The 16,168-nt window shown below is 73.3% G+C and carries 17 protein-coding genes; 4 read left to right on the forward strand and 13 right to left on the reverse strand.

What is annotated here, in order from left to right; translation table 11 throughout:
* Positions 1-42 precede the first annotated feature (42 nt).
* From D0D15_RS00800 to D0D15_RS00820, 5 genes are all read right to left on the reverse strand, one after another.
* Positions 43-435, reverse strand: a complete 393-nt coding sequence (locus D0D15_RS00800; protein WP_094002699.1) for a RidA family protein — start codon at positions 433-435, stop codon at positions 43-45.
* Positions 432-1,184 (reverse strand): SDR family NAD(P)-dependent oxidoreductase, encoded by a 753-nt coding sequence (locus D0D15_RS00805; protein ID WP_094002698.1) that lies wholly within the window; start codon positions 1,182-1,184, stop codon positions 432-434. Before D0D15_RS00805 ends, D0D15_RS00800 begins: the two co-directional genes overlap by 4 nt.
* The gene (locus tag D0D15_RS00810) at positions 1,181-2,011 is read right to left on the reverse strand and encodes an enoyl-CoA hydratase family protein (RefSeq protein ID WP_094002697.1); all 831 of its coding nucleotides are present in this window, start codon (positions 2,009-2,011) and stop codon (positions 1,181-1,183) included. The genes D0D15_RS00805 and D0D15_RS00810 overlap by 4 nt, the downstream gene beginning before the upstream one ends.
* A complete protein-coding gene (locus D0D15_RS00815; protein WP_115944148.1) occupies positions 2,008-3,144 on the reverse strand; it encodes an acyl-CoA dehydrogenase family protein in 1,137 nt (378 codons plus the stop codon). Before D0D15_RS00815 ends, D0D15_RS00810 begins: the two co-directional genes overlap by 4 nt.
* A 400-nt stretch (positions 3,145-3,544) precedes the next feature.
* On the reverse strand, positions 3,545-4,438 hold the full coding sequence (locus D0D15_RS00820) for an NADP-dependent oxidoreductase (RefSeq protein ID WP_094002695.1): 894 nt from the start codon (positions 4,436-4,438) through the stop codon (positions 3,545-3,547).
* A gap of 70 nt (positions 4,439-4,508) precedes the next feature.
* On the opposite strand from D0D15_RS00820, the gene D0D15_RS00825 reads away from it, so the two are divergent.
* Positions 4,509-5,129 carry a TetR/AcrR family transcriptional regulator gene (locus D0D15_RS00825; protein WP_094002694.1) on the forward strand — a complete coding sequence of 207 codons (621 nt, stop codon included), beginning with the start codon at positions 4,509-4,511 and terminating at the stop codon, positions 5,127-5,129.
* A 15-nt stretch (positions 5,130-5,144) separates the two neighbouring features.
* Here the strand turns inward: D0D15_RS00825 and D0D15_RS00830 are convergent, their stop codons facing one another.
* Both D0D15_RS00830 and D0D15_RS00835 read right to left on the reverse strand, forming a co-directional pair.
* Entirely contained in the window at positions 5,145-5,792 is a 648-nt protein-coding gene (locus D0D15_RS00830) for an IMPACT family protein (RefSeq protein ID WP_094002693.1), read from the reverse strand.
* 55 nt (positions 5,793-5,847) lie between these two features.
* Positions 5,848-6,822: an L-threonylcarbamoyladenylate synthase gene (locus D0D15_RS00835; protein WP_094002692.1), complete on the reverse strand. Its 975-nt coding sequence runs from the start codon at positions 6,820-6,822 to the stop codon at positions 5,848-5,850.
* Positions 6,823-7,203: 381 nt separating this feature from the next.
* Between D0D15_RS00835 and D0D15_RS00845 the strand changes: the two genes are divergently transcribed.
* Both D0D15_RS00845 and D0D15_RS00850 read left to right on the forward strand, forming a co-directional pair.
* Positions 7,204-7,665 (forward strand): hypothetical protein, encoded by a 462-nt coding sequence (locus D0D15_RS00845; protein ID WP_198958078.1) that lies wholly within the window; start codon positions 7,204-7,206, stop codon positions 7,663-7,665.
* 459 nt (positions 7,666-8,124) lie between these two features.
* Positions 8,125-8,568: a DUF4383 domain-containing protein gene (locus D0D15_RS00850; RefSeq protein ID WP_094002847.1), complete on the forward strand. Its 444-nt coding sequence runs from the start codon at positions 8,125-8,127 to the stop codon at positions 8,566-8,568.
* A 10-nt stretch (positions 8,569-8,578) separates the two neighbouring features.
* Here the strand turns inward: D0D15_RS00850 and D0D15_RS00855 are convergent, their stop codons facing one another.
* From D0D15_RS00855 to D0D15_RS00880, 6 genes are all read right to left on the reverse strand, one after another.
* Positions 8,579-8,815, reverse strand: coding sequence for a hypothetical protein (locus D0D15_RS00855; RefSeq protein WP_094002691.1), 237 nt, complete (start codon positions 8,813-8,815; stop codon positions 8,579-8,581).
* Positions 8,816-8,911: 96 nt separating this feature from the next.
* On the reverse strand, positions 8,912-9,955 hold the full coding sequence (gene hpaD, locus D0D15_RS00860; RefSeq protein WP_115944149.1) for a 3,4-dihydroxyphenylacetate 2,3-dioxygenase: 1,044 nt from the start codon (positions 9,953-9,955) through the stop codon (positions 8,912-8,914).
* Entirely contained in the window at positions 9,952-11,463 is a 1,512-nt protein-coding gene (gene hpaE / locus D0D15_RS00865) for a 5-carboxymethyl-2-hydroxymuconate semialdehyde dehydrogenase (protein WP_094002689.1), read from the reverse strand. Before hpaE ends, hpaD begins: the two co-directional genes overlap by 4 nt.
* 2 nt (positions 11,464-11,465) lie before the next feature.
* Positions 11,466-12,410, reverse strand: coding sequence for a 4-hydroxy-tetrahydrodipicolinate synthase (dapA, locus tag D0D15_RS00870; RefSeq protein WP_094002688.1), 945 nt, complete (start codon positions 12,408-12,410; stop codon positions 11,466-11,468).
* Positions 12,411-12,435: 25 nt separating this feature from the next.
* A complete protein-coding gene (locus tag D0D15_RS00875) occupies positions 12,436-13,857 on the reverse strand; it encodes a fumarylacetoacetate hydrolase family protein (RefSeq protein ID WP_115944150.1) in 1,422 nt (473 codons plus the stop codon).
* Positions 13,854-15,203, reverse strand: a complete 1,350-nt coding sequence (locus D0D15_RS00880) for an MFS transporter (protein ID WP_115944151.1) — start codon at positions 15,201-15,203, stop codon at positions 13,854-13,856. The genes D0D15_RS00875 and D0D15_RS00880 overlap by 4 nt, the downstream gene beginning before the upstream one ends.
* A gap of 158 nt (positions 15,204-15,361) precedes the next feature.
* Between D0D15_RS00880 and D0D15_RS00885 the strand changes: the two genes are divergently transcribed.
* The gene (locus tag D0D15_RS00885; RefSeq protein WP_233156982.1) at positions 15,362-16,057 is read left to right on the forward strand and encodes a GntR family transcriptional regulator; all 696 of its coding nucleotides are present in this window, start codon (positions 15,362-15,364) and stop codon (positions 16,055-16,057) included.
* The last annotated feature ends 111 nt before the right edge of the window (positions 16,058-16,168 follow it).

Raw genomic sequence — 16,168 nt, forward strand, 5'->3', positions numbered from 1 at the left:
GGCTCGAAGCGGTGTTCCCGCTGCTTGGCGAAGCCCAGGTGGTCACACCACGGCGAACCCCTGCACCTCGACCAGCGCCTCGGCATCCCACAGCCGGGCCACGCCGATGCCCGCCATCGCCGGGTAGTCCCGGCCGGCCAGGCGTCGCCACACCCGGCCGATCTCCCCGGCGTGGGCCCGGTAGTCGTCCATGTCGGTGACGTACACGGTCAGGCTCGCCAGCTGCCCCGGCTCGCCGCCCGCCGCCCGCAGCGCGGTGAGCAGGTTGGACAGGGCCTGCTCGAACTGCGCCACGATGTCCCCGCCGACGATCCGTCCACTTCGGTCCAACGCGGTCTGCCCGGCCAGGAAGACCGTCGTCCCGGTGCCGACGACCGCGTGCGAGAAACCCCGTGGCGGCGCCAGTTCCGGCGGGTTGACGCGTTCGACGCTCACTGCACGGCACCTCCGTCCACATTGATCGCCTGCCCGGTCACCGCGCTGCTGGCGACGCAGAACCACACCGCGTCGGCCACCTCGGCGGGCGTGATCAGCCGGCCGATCGGCTGCTTGCGTTCCAGCGCCTCCCGGGCCTGTTCCGGGCTGCGCCCCGAGGACGCCACGATGTTCGCGATCGTCGCCTCCGTCATCGGGGTGTCCACGTAGCCGGGACACACCGCGTTGACGGTCACGCCGGTGCGCGCCAGCTCCGCGGCCGCGGACCGGACCAGGCCCAGCACCCCGTGCTTGCTCGCGGTGTAGGCCGCGATGTAGGGCTCGCCGATGTGCGCGGCGCTGGACGCCACCACCACGATCCGCCCCCAGCCGGCGTCCCGCATGGCCGGAACCGCGCGCCGCACGAAGCGGAACGGCGCGGTCAGGTTCAGGTCGAGCATGCGCTGCCAGTCCGCGTCGGTCGTGCGGTCCAGCCGCGCCGAATGGCCGGCCCCGGCGCCCGCGACGAGGACCTCGACCGGCCCCCACGTCCGTTCGATCTCGGCGTGCACGTGCTCGGCCGCCTCCGGTTCGGTGACGTCGGCGGGGAGCACCATCGTCGCTCCGGCGCAGCTGCTCGCCGTGCGGGCGAGCTGGTCGCGGTCGCGGGCCACCAGGGCCACGCGCAGGCCCTCGCCGCTGAGCCGGCGGGCGATCTCGCGGCCGATGCCGCGGCCGGCGCCGGTCACCAGCGCGACCCGCGCGGTCAACGGCCCTCCCAGCGCGGGGCGCGGCGTTCGGTGAACGCGGCGTGGAACTCGGCGTGGTCGCGCGTGGTCATGAGCAGGGCCTGGGTCATCGCGTCCAGTTCCATCGACGCCGGCATGGACATGTCCAGTTCGGCCGTGAGCAACGACTTCGTCTGCGCGAGCGCGAGCGTCGGGCCGTCGGCGAGCCGGCGGGCCAGGTCGGCGACCGCGGTGTCCAGCTCGTCGTCGGCCACCAGCCGCGACACCAGGCCGTACCGGCCGGCGGTCTCGGCGTCGATCGTGTCGCCGAGCATCAGCAGCTCGGTGGCCCGCCCGAGCCCGACCACGCGCGGCAGCAGGTACGCCGCGCCCATGTCCCCGCCGGACAGGCCCACCTTGGTGAACAGGAAGGCGAAGCGCCCGGACCGGCTCACGATCCGGAAGTCCGACGCCAGCGCCACCACCGCGCCCGCGCCGGCCGCGATGCCGTGGATGGCGGTGATGATCGGGATCGGGCACTCCCGCATCGCCCGGATGACCGCGCCGGTCATCTTCGTGAACCGCATGAGGTCGCGCGGCTCCATCCGGATCAGCTCGCCGATGATCTCGTCGACGTCGCCACCGCCGCAGAACCCCTTGCCCTCGCCGCGGATGACCAGCGCGCGCACGTCCTGGTGGTGCGGCAGCTCGGCGAGCAGGTCGCGCAGGTCGGCGTAGCTTTCGAAGGTCAGCGGGTTGAGTTTTTCCGGCCGGTCCAGGGTCACGGTGGCCACGCCGCCGTCCTTGGCGAACCGGAAGTGCCGCCAGTGCTCGGTCAGCCGCGGGGAGGCGTGGAAGCGGTAGGTCATCGGGTGTACTCCCTGCCGATCAGGTTGCGGGCGATGAGGGAACGCTGGACTTCGGAGGCGCCTTCGTAGATGCGCAGCGCCCGCACGTCGCGGTAGAGGTGTTCCAGCGGATGTCCCCGCCGCAGGGCCGCCGCGCCGTGCAGCTGGACGCACCCGTCGACGATCCGCTGCGCGGCTTCGGTGGCGTACAGCTTCGCCATCGCCGACCGCCGCGGCTGCTCGTCCGGTCCGGCGCCGTCGTCGTAGGCCGCGGCCGCGGCGTAGACGAGCAGCCGGGCCGCCTCCAGCTCCGTCGCCATCTCGGCGACGCGGTGCGCCACGGACTGCTGGTTCGCCAGCGGCGCCCCGTACACCCGGCGTTCCCGGACGTGGGTCAGCGTCGCGTCGAGCGCGGCCTGGGCCATCCCGACCGCGAAGGCGCCGACGCTGGGCCGGAACAGGTCCAGCGTGCGCATGGCGACGGTGAACCCGCGGTGGACCTCGCCCAGCACCGCGCCCGCGCCGACCCGCACCCCGTCGAACACCAGGCGGCCGATCGGGTGCGGGGACAGCATGTCGAGCGGTTCCCCGGACAACCCCGGGCTCGTCCCCGGGACGGCGAACGCGGTGACGCCGCGCGCGCCGGCGTCGGGCGTGGTGCGCGCGAAGACGGTGTAGATGTCGGCGTCGGGGGCGTTGGAGATCCACAGCTTCTCGCCGGTCAGCACCCAGCCGTCGCCGTCGCGTTCGGCGCGCAGCTGAAGCGCCGCGGCGTCCGATCCGGCGCCCGCCTCGGTCAGGGCGAACGCGGCGACCGCCTCCCCGGAGATCACCGCGGGGATCCAGCGGCTGACCAGTTCGGGTGAGCCGGACTGCAGGATCGGGTAGCTGCCCAGCCCCTGCAGCGCGAGCGCGGTCTCCGCCTCGGTGCGGATCTGGGCGATCGTCTCGCGCAGCAGGCACAACCGCAGGGCCGCGGCACCGGACGGCGGGTCGCCCGGCCCGAACAGGCCCCGCAGCAGGCCGCGCTCCCCCAGGGCCTGCACCAGGGCGCGGTCCACCCGGCCGGGCACTGGCGCGGGAAGCCCACTCGCGGCTTCGCGCACCCAGCGCACGTACTCACGCTGCTCGCCACTGAGCCGGAATCCGCTCACCCGGAACTCCCTTCGCGGACGTCAGAGCCAGAATATCGCAGCGATGACGCTCGTCAAGGAACCGAAATGAACGCGCCGGGGTGCCGGACGGCTGCGCAGGCCGCCGCGGCGTGGGCCAAGCCGGTCGGGGCCGGTGGTCGCGCGTCCTGGTGTCGCTCCAGGCGCCCCGGAGTCATGAGTTCCGGGTAGCCGCCGGGCCCGCGCGCTGTGCCGTGCGGATGCTCTCCCGGTCGAGCTGCGGACCCCGCCGCGACGGTGCACGGATGCGTACCCCTGGCAGGAGTCGAACGCGCGGCTCCCTCACCATGACGTCACGGTTGGGAGCACGCACGCGAGCGTGACCGCGGCGGCCGGCGGGCCCGCGCCTCGCGCTTGACCGCAACGGCGACGCTTTCAGACATCACAGGACGATGACCCGGCGCCCGCGCGTGTGGCCGGCTTGGCTGTCGGCGTGGGCGGCCGCGGCTTCCGTCAGCGCGTAGGTCTTCTCGACCGGCAGGCGCAGCTTCCCCGCCGCGATGAGGCCGGCAACCTCGTCGAGCGCGTCCTGCACGCTCCCGGCCGTTCCGGAGAACCGGGCACCGTGCTCGGGCGCGCTGAGGTCGGCGATGGAGACCACCCGCCGGGGGTCCCCGGTCAGCTCGACGAGCTCGCGGATCACCCCGGAGCCGGCCAGGTCGAGAGCGGCGTCGACCTCGCCGAGCTGTCGCACCCGCCCGACCCAGCCGTCGCCGTAGGTGGTGGCGAGCGCGCCCAGGCTGCGCACGTAGTCCTGATTGGACGGCCCGGCGGTGCCGATGACGGTGATGCCACGCTCCCGGGCGATCTGCAACACCACCGATCCGACTCCCCCGGCCGCGCCGCTCACCAGCAGCGTCTGCCCAGGCTCCACCCCGGCCAGCCCGATGATGCGCAGCGCGGACTCCACCACCGAGGCGTAGCCGGCCGCCTCCGGAAACGTCAGGCCCCCGGGCATCGGAGCCCACGCGGACAGCACCGCGAACTCCGCATAGGTGTCCGACCCTTCGCCCAACACAGGGTCCCCGATCTCGACCCCGGCCACGCCCGCACCTATCTCGTCCACCACCCCCGACGCGTCGAGCCCCACCCCGGAAGGCAACGCGATCGGGCGCGAGTCCCGGAACTGGCCCTCGCGCACCCTCCAGTCGTGGGCGTTCACACCGGCGGCCCGCACCGCGATGCGCACCTGACCAGGCCCCGCGTGCGGCTCCTCGGCGTCGACGAGCTGCAGGACTTCGGGACCGCCGTACTCGGCGAAGACCACCTTCTTCATACCGGCGACCGTAACACTAACGGTTAGCATTTAACAACGGATAGGATTTTGCACCTGGTAGTGTCCACCCATGGCAGAAGCGCCCCCAGGACGCCGTGAGCGCAAGAAGGCCGCGACCCGGCAGAAGATCGCCGACACCGCACTGCGGCTCTTCCTGGAGCGCGGGTACGACGCGGTGGGGATCCGTGACGTCGCCGCTGCGGCCGATGTAGCCGTGACCACGGTCTTCGCCCACTTCGCGTCGAAAGAGGCCCTGGTCTTCGAGCGGGACGACGACTTCGAACAGCGCCTCGTGCGAGCGGTGACACACCGCTCCCCGCAGGAGCCACTCATGCCGGCACTGCGCCGCGAGGTCCAGGCGCTGCTGCGGCACTGCACCGGCGACGGCGCCGGCCCGCTCTGGCGGATGATCGACGAGTCACCCGCGCTGCGGGACTACGAGAAGTCGATGCGGCTGCGTCACGCCGAGGCGCTGGCCGTGGCCATCGCCGCGGACCTCGGCCTGCCGCAGGTCACCATCGCCTGCCGGACCGTCGCGAGGTTCGTGGTGGACGCCTTCTCGCTCGGCCGCGAAGCCACCGATCCGGAGGCTGCGGTGGACGAGATCTTCCCCATGATCGAGGCCGCCTGGGAGGTCGCGTGCCGGGCCGCGCAAGGAACTCCTCGATCACGTGCGGCGGGACCGTGCTGACCGGTGTGCCGCCGCTCAGGGCAGGTAGAGGTCCCGCGTCCCCGCGTCGACGGCCTCGACCGCGCCACCTGAGCGCTCCGCGAGCCACGCGCTGAACGCATCGCGGCCGGCCTCGGTGACGGCGACCGTCAGCGTGACGTCCGCCCCGTAGTCGGCACCCAGCAGCCGGTAGGGCGAGGTGCGCAGGTCGTGCTCGAAACGGCCGGCGAGGTCGTGCGGCACGGCGAGCAGCAGTTCGCGGTGCCGAACCCGGCGAAGCGTCCCGACGGCGTCCAGGGTTTCGGCCAGCGCACCGGAGTACGCGCGGACCAGCCCGCCCGCGCCGAGCTTGGTCCCACCGAACCACCGCGACACGACGGCGACGACATCGGTCAGGTTGCGGCGCGCCAGCACCTCGAGCATCGGAACGCCCGCCGTGCCGGAGGGTTCGCCGTCGTCGTTGCCGCGCACGGTCATCTCGCCGGTCTCCGGGTCGCCGATCCGGAGGGCCGTGCAGTGGTGGTTGGCGCCCGGCCCGGCCTTGCGCACCCGCGCGATCACCGCCGCGGCGGCCTCGGCGTCACCGGCGCGGGCAACGGTGCACCGGAACCGGGACCGCCTGATCTCGACCTCGTGCTCCCCATCACGGGCGATGACCCGGACCTCGCTCTTCGCTGACTTCAGATCACACCAACCTGGGAAGGACCGTTGCGGTCGAGCGCCTTCGCGACTGTCCTGATCAGCCGGTGCGGGGGCCGGCGGCGCGGCGCAGCCGGTTGGCGATCGCGAGCCCGAGCCCCTCCTCCGGCGGGAGCGACGCGATGATGAGGTCGCACCCCCGCTGGTCCAGCTCCCGCAGGAAGCCGTAGAGGCTGCGCGCGTAGGCGGCCATCGAAGCGGGGACCTCCGCCACCGCGTGCGCGTTCACCGGGGCGTCGCCCGCGTCCGGGGGCAGCAGGAGGCCCACCTTGTGCCCCTGCTCGCCGGCCAGCTCCGCCTCCGTGACGACCTTCTCCGGCTCGACCAGCACCACCCGCGCCCGCGGCGCGTAGTGCGACGGGTGCTGGCCCGGCACCCGGATGTGGCTGGTCGCGGGAACCGCGAGCGGGCGCTCCAGCACGGCTTCGAGGTCCTCGCGGGTCACCCCGCCCGGTCGCAGGACACTCGGCTCGTCACCGGTGACGTCGACGATCGTCGACTCCACCCCGACGTGGCAGGGGCCGCCGTCGAGCACGAAGTCGACGGCGTCGCCGAGCTCGGTCCGCACGTGGCCGGCCGTCGTGGGGCTGACGGAGCCGAACCGGTTCGCCGACGGCGCCACGACACCGCCACCGAACGCCGCCAGCAACGCCAGCGCGACGGGGTGATCGGGCACGCGCACCGCCACGGTCTCCAGACCACCGGTCGCCTCCAGCGGCACCCTGCGGGCCCGGCGCAGCACCAGTGTCAGCGGCCCCGGCCAGAACCGCTCGGCCAGCAGGCGCGCCGTCGCGGGCACGTCCTCGACCCAGTCCCCCAGCTGCCCCGCACCGCCGAGGTGAACGATCAACGGATGCGACGACGGGCGCCCCTTGGCCCGGTACACCCGCGCGACGGCGGCCGCGTCCTCGGCGTTGGCGCCCAGGCCGTAGACCGTCTCGGTCGGGAAGGCCACCAGGCGCCCGGCACGCAGCAGGCCGGCCGCCTTGTCGATGTCACTGGTACTCGCCGTCACGCGCCCGATTCTCCCACCGCCCCGCTCGCCGGACGCGCGGTGGTGGAGGTCGGCGGACCCGGCCCCGTCCGCCTGGCGGGAGTCACACCGAGGCGAGGAAAGAGCGCACGCGATCCAGGAGTACCCCGGCTGCCTCGGGGTCGTACGCGGGGAGTGAGGAGTCGATGAGCACCGCGCCGCGTGCTCCAGGGCGGGTCTGCGCGAGCCGCTGGGCGATGGTGACACCGAACGAGAACCCGGCGTACCCGAGTTCCGGTCCCAGCGCCTCCGCCTCGGCGATCCCACGCTCCCGCAGCTGTTCGAACCCGGCGTGGCGAGCGAAGGCGAAACCTTCCTCGAGGCCGGCGAAGGTCCGCCCCGAACAGATCCGGGGGGTGCACCATGTGGCCCGCCCGGCGCAGGTCCTCGGCGACGCTCCACACGCCCTCGGTCAAGCCCAAGAGCACCGTCGCGCACCACGTGCAGGTGCTCGCCGGCAACGGCCTGCTCCGGGTGGTGCGCACGCGGCGGGTCCGAGCCGTTGCGGAACGGTTCTACGGCCGCACCGCACGCATGTTCTTCGTCGCGGCGGAGCCGGCCGTGGCCGAGGCGGCGGTCTCCGGGGACTTCGACGACTTCGAGGTGGCGGCGCGCGAGCCCGCCGCGGCTTTCGAGGCCGGACAGCTGTGGGGCTTCATCCGCCACGCGCGCATCTCCGGGGACCGGGCCGCGCGGTTCTGGGACAGAATGGCCCAGCTCGTCGACGAGTTCGACCGGCTGCCCCGGTCCGGGGACACCACCTACGGCTTCGCGATCGGTATCCACCCCACCGGCCACCCGGCTCTGCCGCCGCGAGCGTCCTGACCGGCTCGGCGCGGGACGGTCGAGAACCGTCGCGGGATGCCCGGCGCCACCGGCCACACACCCCGCGCTCCCGCACCCCGGTGATCGCCGCCGGCACCGCCCCGGGCAGCAGCCGTGAGGCAGGGGTCGCGCGACGGCGGCGAGTCGTGCGGCCGCCGCCCGTAGCTCGGTCACTTCCTGGGCGCAGCCGGATCGCCCGGGGCTTGAACGTGCGTAGTGGACTGATGGGCCGCGGATCCGGCGCCGCACCGTCACCGGATCGGCCGGCGCGAAAATCCCGGTCCGTCCGATCCGCACGGCGACGGGCCCGAACGCCCGGAGCGACCACCACCGGGGAACCGCGGCCACGCAGCTGGACCAGGCGGCCGGCCCGCATCGGGGCCGGGCGGCGCCCATCCGGAACCCGCTCCGCGACGAATACCCGCTGACCGACTCGATCCACTGGTTGAGGTGATCACCATGTCCCGATCCACCACCCTGTCCACCACCCGCGGGGCGCGCGCCGCCGCCGGCGTCGTGGGCGCCGTGTTCCTCCTGGTCGGCATCCTCGGCTTCGTCCCCGGCATCACCACCGGCTACGACGAGCTGACCTTCGCCGGGCACCACTCCGGGGCCCTGTTGCTGGGCGTGTTCGCGGTCTCGGTGCTGCACAACATCGTGCACCTGCTGTTCGGTGTCGCCGGCCTGGCCGCGTCGCGCAGCGCGGGGGCCGCCCGTGCCTTCCTGATCGGCGGCGGCGCGATCTACCTGGTCCTGTGGGTGTACGGGCTGGTCGTCGACGAGGCCGGGAGCGCCAACTTCGTCCCGGTCAACACCGCCGACAACTGGCTGCACCTGGTGCTCGGGGTCGCGATGATCGCGCTCGGCCTGCTCACCGCGCGCGGACGGCGCACCGCACACTGAACCGGAGCGGCTACCGCACCCGCGGCGGCCGGCGGTGCCGCGTCCAGCCCTCCCGCAGGCGCTGGACGAGGCCCGCGACCCCGCGGCGGCGCCGCACGAACACGATCGGGTTCGCCGGTGCGGTGCGGGCGGCGTGGAAGCGGCGCAGCCCCTCGCGGAACAGCTCGGGATCGCCGCCGACGTCGGGGTGGTGGGCGCGGACGAAGGCGCGGTAGGCGTCGCGGTCGAACCGGTGCTCGTCGTCCATGCCCGCGCTCCCCTCGCCTCGGTGCCCGCGTCCACGGTACCGGCCGCGGTGCCCCCGCGCCGGGGGCACCGCGTGATCGCCACGCCGGGCGCACCGTCAGACCTGTTCGCCCAGTTTGAAGCCGTTGCGCGGGCTCGTGTAGGAGAAGCCGTCCGCGCCGACGGTGACCTCGGCCTCCCGGGGCTGCACGCGGGGCACCACCGGCCGGACCCGCCCGTCGAGGTCGAGCACCGGGGAGGCGTCGGTGTACCAGCTGGGCACCACCGGGTTGCCCCACCAGTCCCGCCGCTGGTGGTCGTGCACGTCCCAGGTGATCACCGGGTTGTCCGGGTCGCCGGTGTAGTAGTCGTGGGTGTAGATCTCGATCCGGTGGCCGTCCGGGTCGCGGACGTAGAGGTAGAACGCGTTCGACACCCCGTGGCGCCCGGGCCCGCGCTCGATCATCCCGGACCGGCGCAGCGCGCCGAGGTGGTCGCAGATGTGCAGGATCTGGTGCCGTTCGTGGGTGGCGAACGCGAGGTGGTGCAGCCGGGGACCGTCGCCGCCGGTGAGGGCCACGTCGTGCACCGTCGGTTTGCGGAACATCCACGCCGCGTAGACCGTGCCCTCGGCGTCCTGGATGTCCTCCGACACCCGGAAACCGAGGTCCTCGTAGTAGGCCCGGGCGGCCGGGACGTCGGGCGTGCCGAGGTTGAAGTGGTCCAACCGGGACAGTGCGCCCGCGCCGTGCACGTCGTAGCGCTGGGTGAACCGTTCCACGTGCACGGCGTCGTGGAAGAACTCCACCGGGAAGCCGAGCGGGTCCTCCACCCGCACGGCTTCGCCGATCCCGCGCGTCGCCCCGGCCGGGCGCCGCTGCACCCGCACCCCGAGGGCGCGGTAGTGCGCCTCGGCGAGGTCCCGGTCGGCGGCGCCGCGCACCCGGTAGCCGAGCACCGCCAGCGCGGGCGTGTCCCCCTGGCGCAGCACCAGCGAATGGTGCAGGTACTCCTCGACCGCGCGGAGGTGGATCCGCTCGCCGTCCTCGTACGTGGGGATCAGGCCGAGCACGTCGACGTAGAACGCCCGGGACGCGGCCAGGTCGGTCACGACCAGCTCGGCGTAGGCGCAGCGGAGCACATCGGGCGGGGTGGTGGTCATGACTGTCCTTTCCGGACCGCGCCGAACCGGGGGGTGCGCACGGGGCCGAGTGAGACGTGGATGGCCTGCTGGTGGGTGTAGAAGTCGAGCGAGCGGTAACCGCCCTCCTGGCCGAGCCCGGAGGCCTTGATCCCGCCGAACGGGGTCCGCAGGTCGCGGACGTTGTGCGAGTTCAGCCAGACCATCCCGGCCTCGACCGACTGGGCGAAGGTGTGCGCGCGTTCCAGGTTCGAGGTCCACACGTAGGCGGCCAGGCCGTACCGGACGTCGTTGGCCAGCGCCAGTGCCTCGTCCTCGCTGTCGAAGGGGGTGAGCGCGACGACGGGACCGAAGATCTCCTCCTGGAAGATCCGCGCGTCCGGGGCGACGTCGGCGAACACGGTCGGCGCCACGTAGTTCCCGGTGTCCAGGCCGGGCGGGCGGCCGCCGCCGGCGAGCAGCCGTCCCTCGGACCGGCCGAGTTCGACGTAACGCATCACCTTCGCGTGGTGCTCGGGGTGCACCAGCGCGCCGACCTCGGTGGCCGGGTCGTGCGGGTCGCCGACGACGATCGCACAGGCGCGGGCGGCGAAACGCTCGCAGAACTCGTCGTAGACGGCGCGCTCGACGAGGATGCGGCTGCCCGCGGTGCAGCGTTCCCCGTTGAGGGAGAACACGCCGAACACCGTGGAGTCCAGCGCGGCGTCGAGGTCGGCGTCGGCGAACACGATCGCCGGGGACTTGCCGCCCAGCTCCATGGACATGCCCTTCAGGCCGGCCGCGCAGTTGCGGAAGATCGTCTGCCCGGTGGCGCTCTCGCCGGTGAACGAGATCAGCGGCACGTCCGGGTGCCGCACCAGCGCGTCGCCGGCTTCCTCGCCGAACCCGTGGACGAGGTTGAACACACCGTCGGGCAGGCCGGCCTCGGCGAAGATGCCGGCCCACAGCCCGGCCGACAGCGGGGTGAACTCGGCCGGTTTGAGCACCACGGTGCATCCCGCCGCGAGCGCGGGCGCCAGTTTCCAGCTCTCCAGCATGAACGGCGTGTTCCACGGCGTGATGAGCCCGGCGACGCCGACCGGCTTGCGGTGCACGTAGTTGAGCTGCCTGCCGGGCACCCGGTAGGTGTCGTCGGACTGGGCCACGATCAGGTCGGCGAAGAACCGGAAGTTCTCGGCCGCGCGGTGCGCCTGCCCGAGCGCCTGGGTGATCGGCAGGCCGGTGTCGAACGTCTCCAGCTCCGCGAGCCGGGCGTCCTGCGCCTCGACGGCGTCGGCGATCCGGTTCAGCACCCGGGCGCGGGCGCGCGGCGGCAGGCCCGGCCAGGGGCCGCCGGTGAACGCCTCGCGCGCCGCCGCGACCGCCCGGTCGACGTCCTCGGCCTGTCCCGCCGCGGCGGTGACGTACACCTCGTTGGACACCGGGTCGAGCACGTCGAAGGTCTTGCCGGAGAGGCTGTCGGTGAACTCGCCGCCGATGTAGTGCCGGATCGCTTCCGGCAACCCGCCGGGGACATGGGGCTCGGGCATGGTCAGTGTCCTTCCGTCGAAAATCCGTCCGCCGGGCTCAGGTACGCCTCGCCCTGGCGCAGGAGGTCCCGGATGCGGGCGAGCGCGGCTTCCGAGGGCGGCACCAGCGGGGGCCGCACGTGCGCCGACGCGATGAGGCCGCGCTGGGCCAGCACCCACTTGCCGGGTGCCGGGTTGGTCTCCACGAACAGCAGGTCCACCAGCGGGTGCAGGCCGTAGTGGAGTTCGCGGGCGCGCTCGTGGTCGCCGGCCTGCCACGCCTCGTACATCGCGGCGCAGGCGGCCGGGGCGAGGTTGGCGGTGGCGCTGACGAACCCGGCGCCGCCGAGCGCCAGCAGCGGCAGGCACAGCAGCTCGATCCCGGACCACACCAGCAGTTCCGGCCCGCACTGGTGCAGCACGCGGGAGAAGTGCTCGAAATCCCGGGTGGTCTCCTTGACGCCGACGAAGTTGTCCAGGTCGCGGAAGAGCCGGGCCACGGTCTCCGGGGCGAGGTCCACCGCGGTGCGGCTGGGCACGTTGTAGGCCACGATCGGCAGGTCGGGGAACTCGCGGGCCACCGTGCGGTACCAGGTGTAGAGCGCTTCCTGGGTGGGGCGCGCGTAGTACGGGGTGATCACGAGCACGGCGTCGGCGCCCGCGTCCCGGGCGGCGGCGGTCAGCTCCAGGGTTTCGCCGAGTTTCGCCGAGCCGGTGCCCGGCAGGAACGGCACGCGGTCGCCGATCTCGGCGGCCACGGTCCGGATCGCCGCGGCGCGTTCGGCCACCGTCTGCGCGCCGGGCTCACCGGTCGACCCGCCGAGCGAGATGCCGTGGCTGCCCGCCGCCAGCTGCCAGCGCACCAGGTTCGCCAGGCCGGCGTGGTCGAGGTCCCCCTCGGCGGTGAACGGGGTCATCAGCGGTGCGATCGAGCCTCTGATCGACCGCGGGTCCGCGCGGAATCGCATGGATCTCCTTTCCGGGAAACGGGTCTCACTGCCCGGCGAGCCAGTCGGCGTACCGGGCCCGCCAGTGCTCGTCCATCGGGTACAGGCCCGCCACTGGTTCGCCGGCGGCCACCTGCGCGGCGATGAACGTCTCCTGCCGTTCCTGCTCCTCGGCCGCGGCGACGACCTCCTCGGCGAGCGGGGGCGGGATGACGAGCACGCCGTCGTCGTCGCCGACGATCACGTCGCCGGGCCGGACCGCGGCGCCGCCGCAGGCGACGGGCACGTCGATGTCCCACGGCACGTGGCGGCGGCCGAGCACGGACGGGTGCGCTCCGGCGTGGTGGACCGGGATGTCCAGCGCGGCCACGGCGGCGATGTCGCGCACTCCGCCGTCGGTGACGATCCCCGCCGCGCCGCGCACCTGCGCCCGCAGCGCGAGGATGTCCCCGACGGTGCCGGCGCCGCGTTCCCCGCGGGCCTCCATCACGAGCACCTCGCCCGGACCGAGCGAGTCGATCACGCGTTTCTGCGCGTTGTGACCGCCGCCGCGCTCGTCGAAGAGGTCGGCGCGGCAGGGCAGGTACCGCAGGGTGCGGGCCTGCCCGGCGAACCGCCTGCCCGGTTTGGCGGGCGAGAGCCCGTCGATCGTCACGTCGCCGTGCCCGCGGCGGCGCAGCTGCGCGGCGAGGGTCGCGGTGCCCACCGATTCGAGGCGGCGGCGCAGATCGGCGGTGAGCACGAACGGCCGGGTGCCGTGGGCGTCCGCGCGCAGGTCGTCCTCGGCCCGCGGCAGCGCGCCGTACGGTCCGAACGGGACGGTCCCCTCCGCGATCGGCGTGACCAGGCGGCCGGTCGTGTGCCCGCACCCGTCCACCTCGACCTCGACGACGTCGCCGGGCACCACCACCGACGCCCCGGCGGGTGTGCCGGTCAGGATCACGTCGCCGGGTTCGAGGGTGATCAGCTGGGACAGGTCGGCCACCAGCCGGCCGAACCCGAACAGCACACCGCCGGTGGTGTCCTCCTGGCGCAGGACGCCGTTGACCCAGGTGCGCACGCGCAGCCGCGCCGGGTCCAGCTCGCCGGCCGGGAGCACCACGGGTCCGAGCGGGGTGAAGCCGTCACCGCCCTTCGAGCGCAGGTTGGAGCCCCGGTCCGCCGCGCGGAGATCGTATATCCCCAGGTCGTTGGCCGCGGTCACGCCGGACACGCGGGACCAGCCCTCCTCCGGGGTGACCCGGCGGGTGGTCTGCCCGATGACGAGCGCGATCTCCCCTTCGAAGCCGAGCAGCTGCGCGCCCAGGGGCCGTTCGAGCACGTCCCCGCTGGCCGCCACGGAGGTCGCCGGCTTGAGGAAGTAGGACGGGTACGCCGGGGTCCGGCCCCGCTGCGCGGCCCGGGAGCGGTAGTTGAGGTGGACCGCGATGATCTTGCCCGGCCGTCCGGGCGCCTGGGTCGCGGTCATGCGGCGCCACCCGGGTTGCGCTCGGCGGGCAACGGCGTCGCGGCCGGCTCGCCGGAGACGTCCAGCGGAATGCCGCGGTGGTCGCGGAGCGCGGCGGTGGCGATCAGGCCGAGCAGGGTCATCCCGGCCAGGTAGGCGCACACGGCGTACACGGTGCCCGTGCTCGACTGCAACGCTTCGGCGATGGTGGGCGCGAACGCGCCGCCGAGCACCGCGCCGAGCGCGTAGGAGATCGCGGCGCCGCTGTAGCGCACGCGCGCCGGGTACATCTCGGCGTAGAGCGCCGCCTGGGGACCGTAGGTGAACCCGAGGCCGACCGAGAACAGGAGCAGCGCGACGATCAGCAGTCCCACGTTCGCGGTGTCGAGCAGGGCGAAGAACGGGACCAGCCACAGCAGCTGGACGACGAAGCCGATCCGGTAGACCCGGAGCCGGCCGATGCGGTCGGCCAGCCAGCCGCCGGCCAGGGTGCTGACCAGCCAGGCGACGGCGGAGATCATGACGGCCGCGAGCACCGTCGAGCGCTCCAGGTGCAGGGTCCGCACGGCGTAGGACTGCACGTATCCGCCGGTGGTCATGTAGCCGACCGCGTTGTTGGCGGCGAACACGATCGCGCCGAGCACGACGAGCCGCCAGTGGTGCCGGAACAGCTGGACCAGGGGCAGGCCGGCCTGGCTGCGCGTGCGGCGGACCTCCTCGAAGACCGGGCTCTCGGCGACCCGCGAGCGGATCACCAGCCCGGCGACGATGAGCACGGCGCTGAGCAGGAAGGGGATGCGCCAGCCCCAGGCGAGGAACTGCGCCGGCGTGGTCAGCGCGGCCACCAGCGCGAGCACGCCGTTGGCCAGCACGAGCCCGACCGGAACCCCGATCTGCGGGAACGCGCCGAACAGGCCACGGCGGTCGGCCGGTGCGTGTTCGACGGCGAGCAGGGCGGCCCCGCCCCATTCGCCGCCCGCCGACAGTCCTTGCACGATGCGCAGCAGGACCAGCGCGACCGGCGCCGTCACGCCGATCGCCGCGGCGCTGGGCACCAGGCCGATCAGCACCGTGGAGACGCCCATCAGCAGCAGGGTGAGGACCAGCATCGCGCGCCTGCCGATGCGGTCGCCCAGGTGCCCGGCGATCACCGCGCCGACGGGCCGGAAGAAGAAGCTGATCCCCACGGTGGCGAAGGACAGGATGAGCGCGTCCTCCCCCAGCGCGGCGAAGTACTGCGTGGAGAAGACGAGTCCCGCGGAGATCGCGTAGATGAAGAAGTCGTACCACTCGATGGTGGTGCCGGCCATCGCCGCCAGGACGACGCGGCGGTGCTCGGGGCCGGTTCTCGTCAACGGTCGCGCCATCACGACTCCCTTGTTGTCGATGCGGACCGCCGGACCATATACGATCTGCGCGACAGCTGACAAGAACACCGAGAAGATGGACGCCTGGACGCCTGGTTCGTATATGACTGGTAGGCTGCGCGGGAGCTGCGAACGGGTCAGCGAGCAAGGAGGACCGGGTGCCTGCGCACGTGGACGACAAACCGGACGGCACGGCGAGCAAGTCCCAGCGAGCGCGCGAGGTGATCAAGGACCGGATCGCGCGCGGGGTGTACGGGCCGGGGCACCGGCTCGTCCTCGGTTCGCTGGCCACCGAGCTGGGCATGAGCACGGTGCCGATCCGCGAGGCGATCCGCCTGCTGGAAGCCGAGGGACTCGTGCACTTCCAGCACAACGTGGGGGCGACCGTGGCCGCCATCGACCCGGTGGAGTACCAGCACGCGATGGAGGTGCTGGCGATCGTGGAAAGCGCGGCGACCGCCCTCGCCGCGCCGCTGCTCACCCCGGCCGACCTGGCGAAGGCGGCCGGCCTCAACGAGCAGATGCGGACCTGCTTGCGGGATCTGGATCCGGTGGAGTTCACCCGGCTCAACCACGAGTTCCACGAGGTCCTCTATGGACGGTGCCCCAACCCGCGGCTCCTCGACACGGTGCGCCGCACCTGGTCCGGGCTCGCCACGATCCGGGAGTCGACCTTCTCGTTCGTCCCCGGCCGCGCGGCGGCGTCCGTCGCCGAACACGACCAGCTGGTGACCCTGATCAGGTCCGGCGCGGGCGCGGAGTGGATCGAGCACCTCGCCCGCGCCCACCGCACGGCCACCCTGACCGCCTTCCTGGACTGGGAGAAGGAGCACGGGACGCAGCGGCGGTCGTAGGCGCCGGGCGCGCCGCGGCCAGCGCGGCGGCGTGGCCGGTTCGATTCCGGCGACCAGGTTGAAGGCGCCGGTCAGCAGGTTGAGCGACACCAGCCCGACCACCTCGGCGAT

It is taken from the genome of Amycolatopsis thermalba (genome assembly GCF_003385215.1).
Classification (GTDB): Bacteria; Actinomycetota; Actinomycetes; order Mycobacteriales; family Pseudonocardiaceae; genus Amycolatopsis_E; species Amycolatopsis_E thermalba.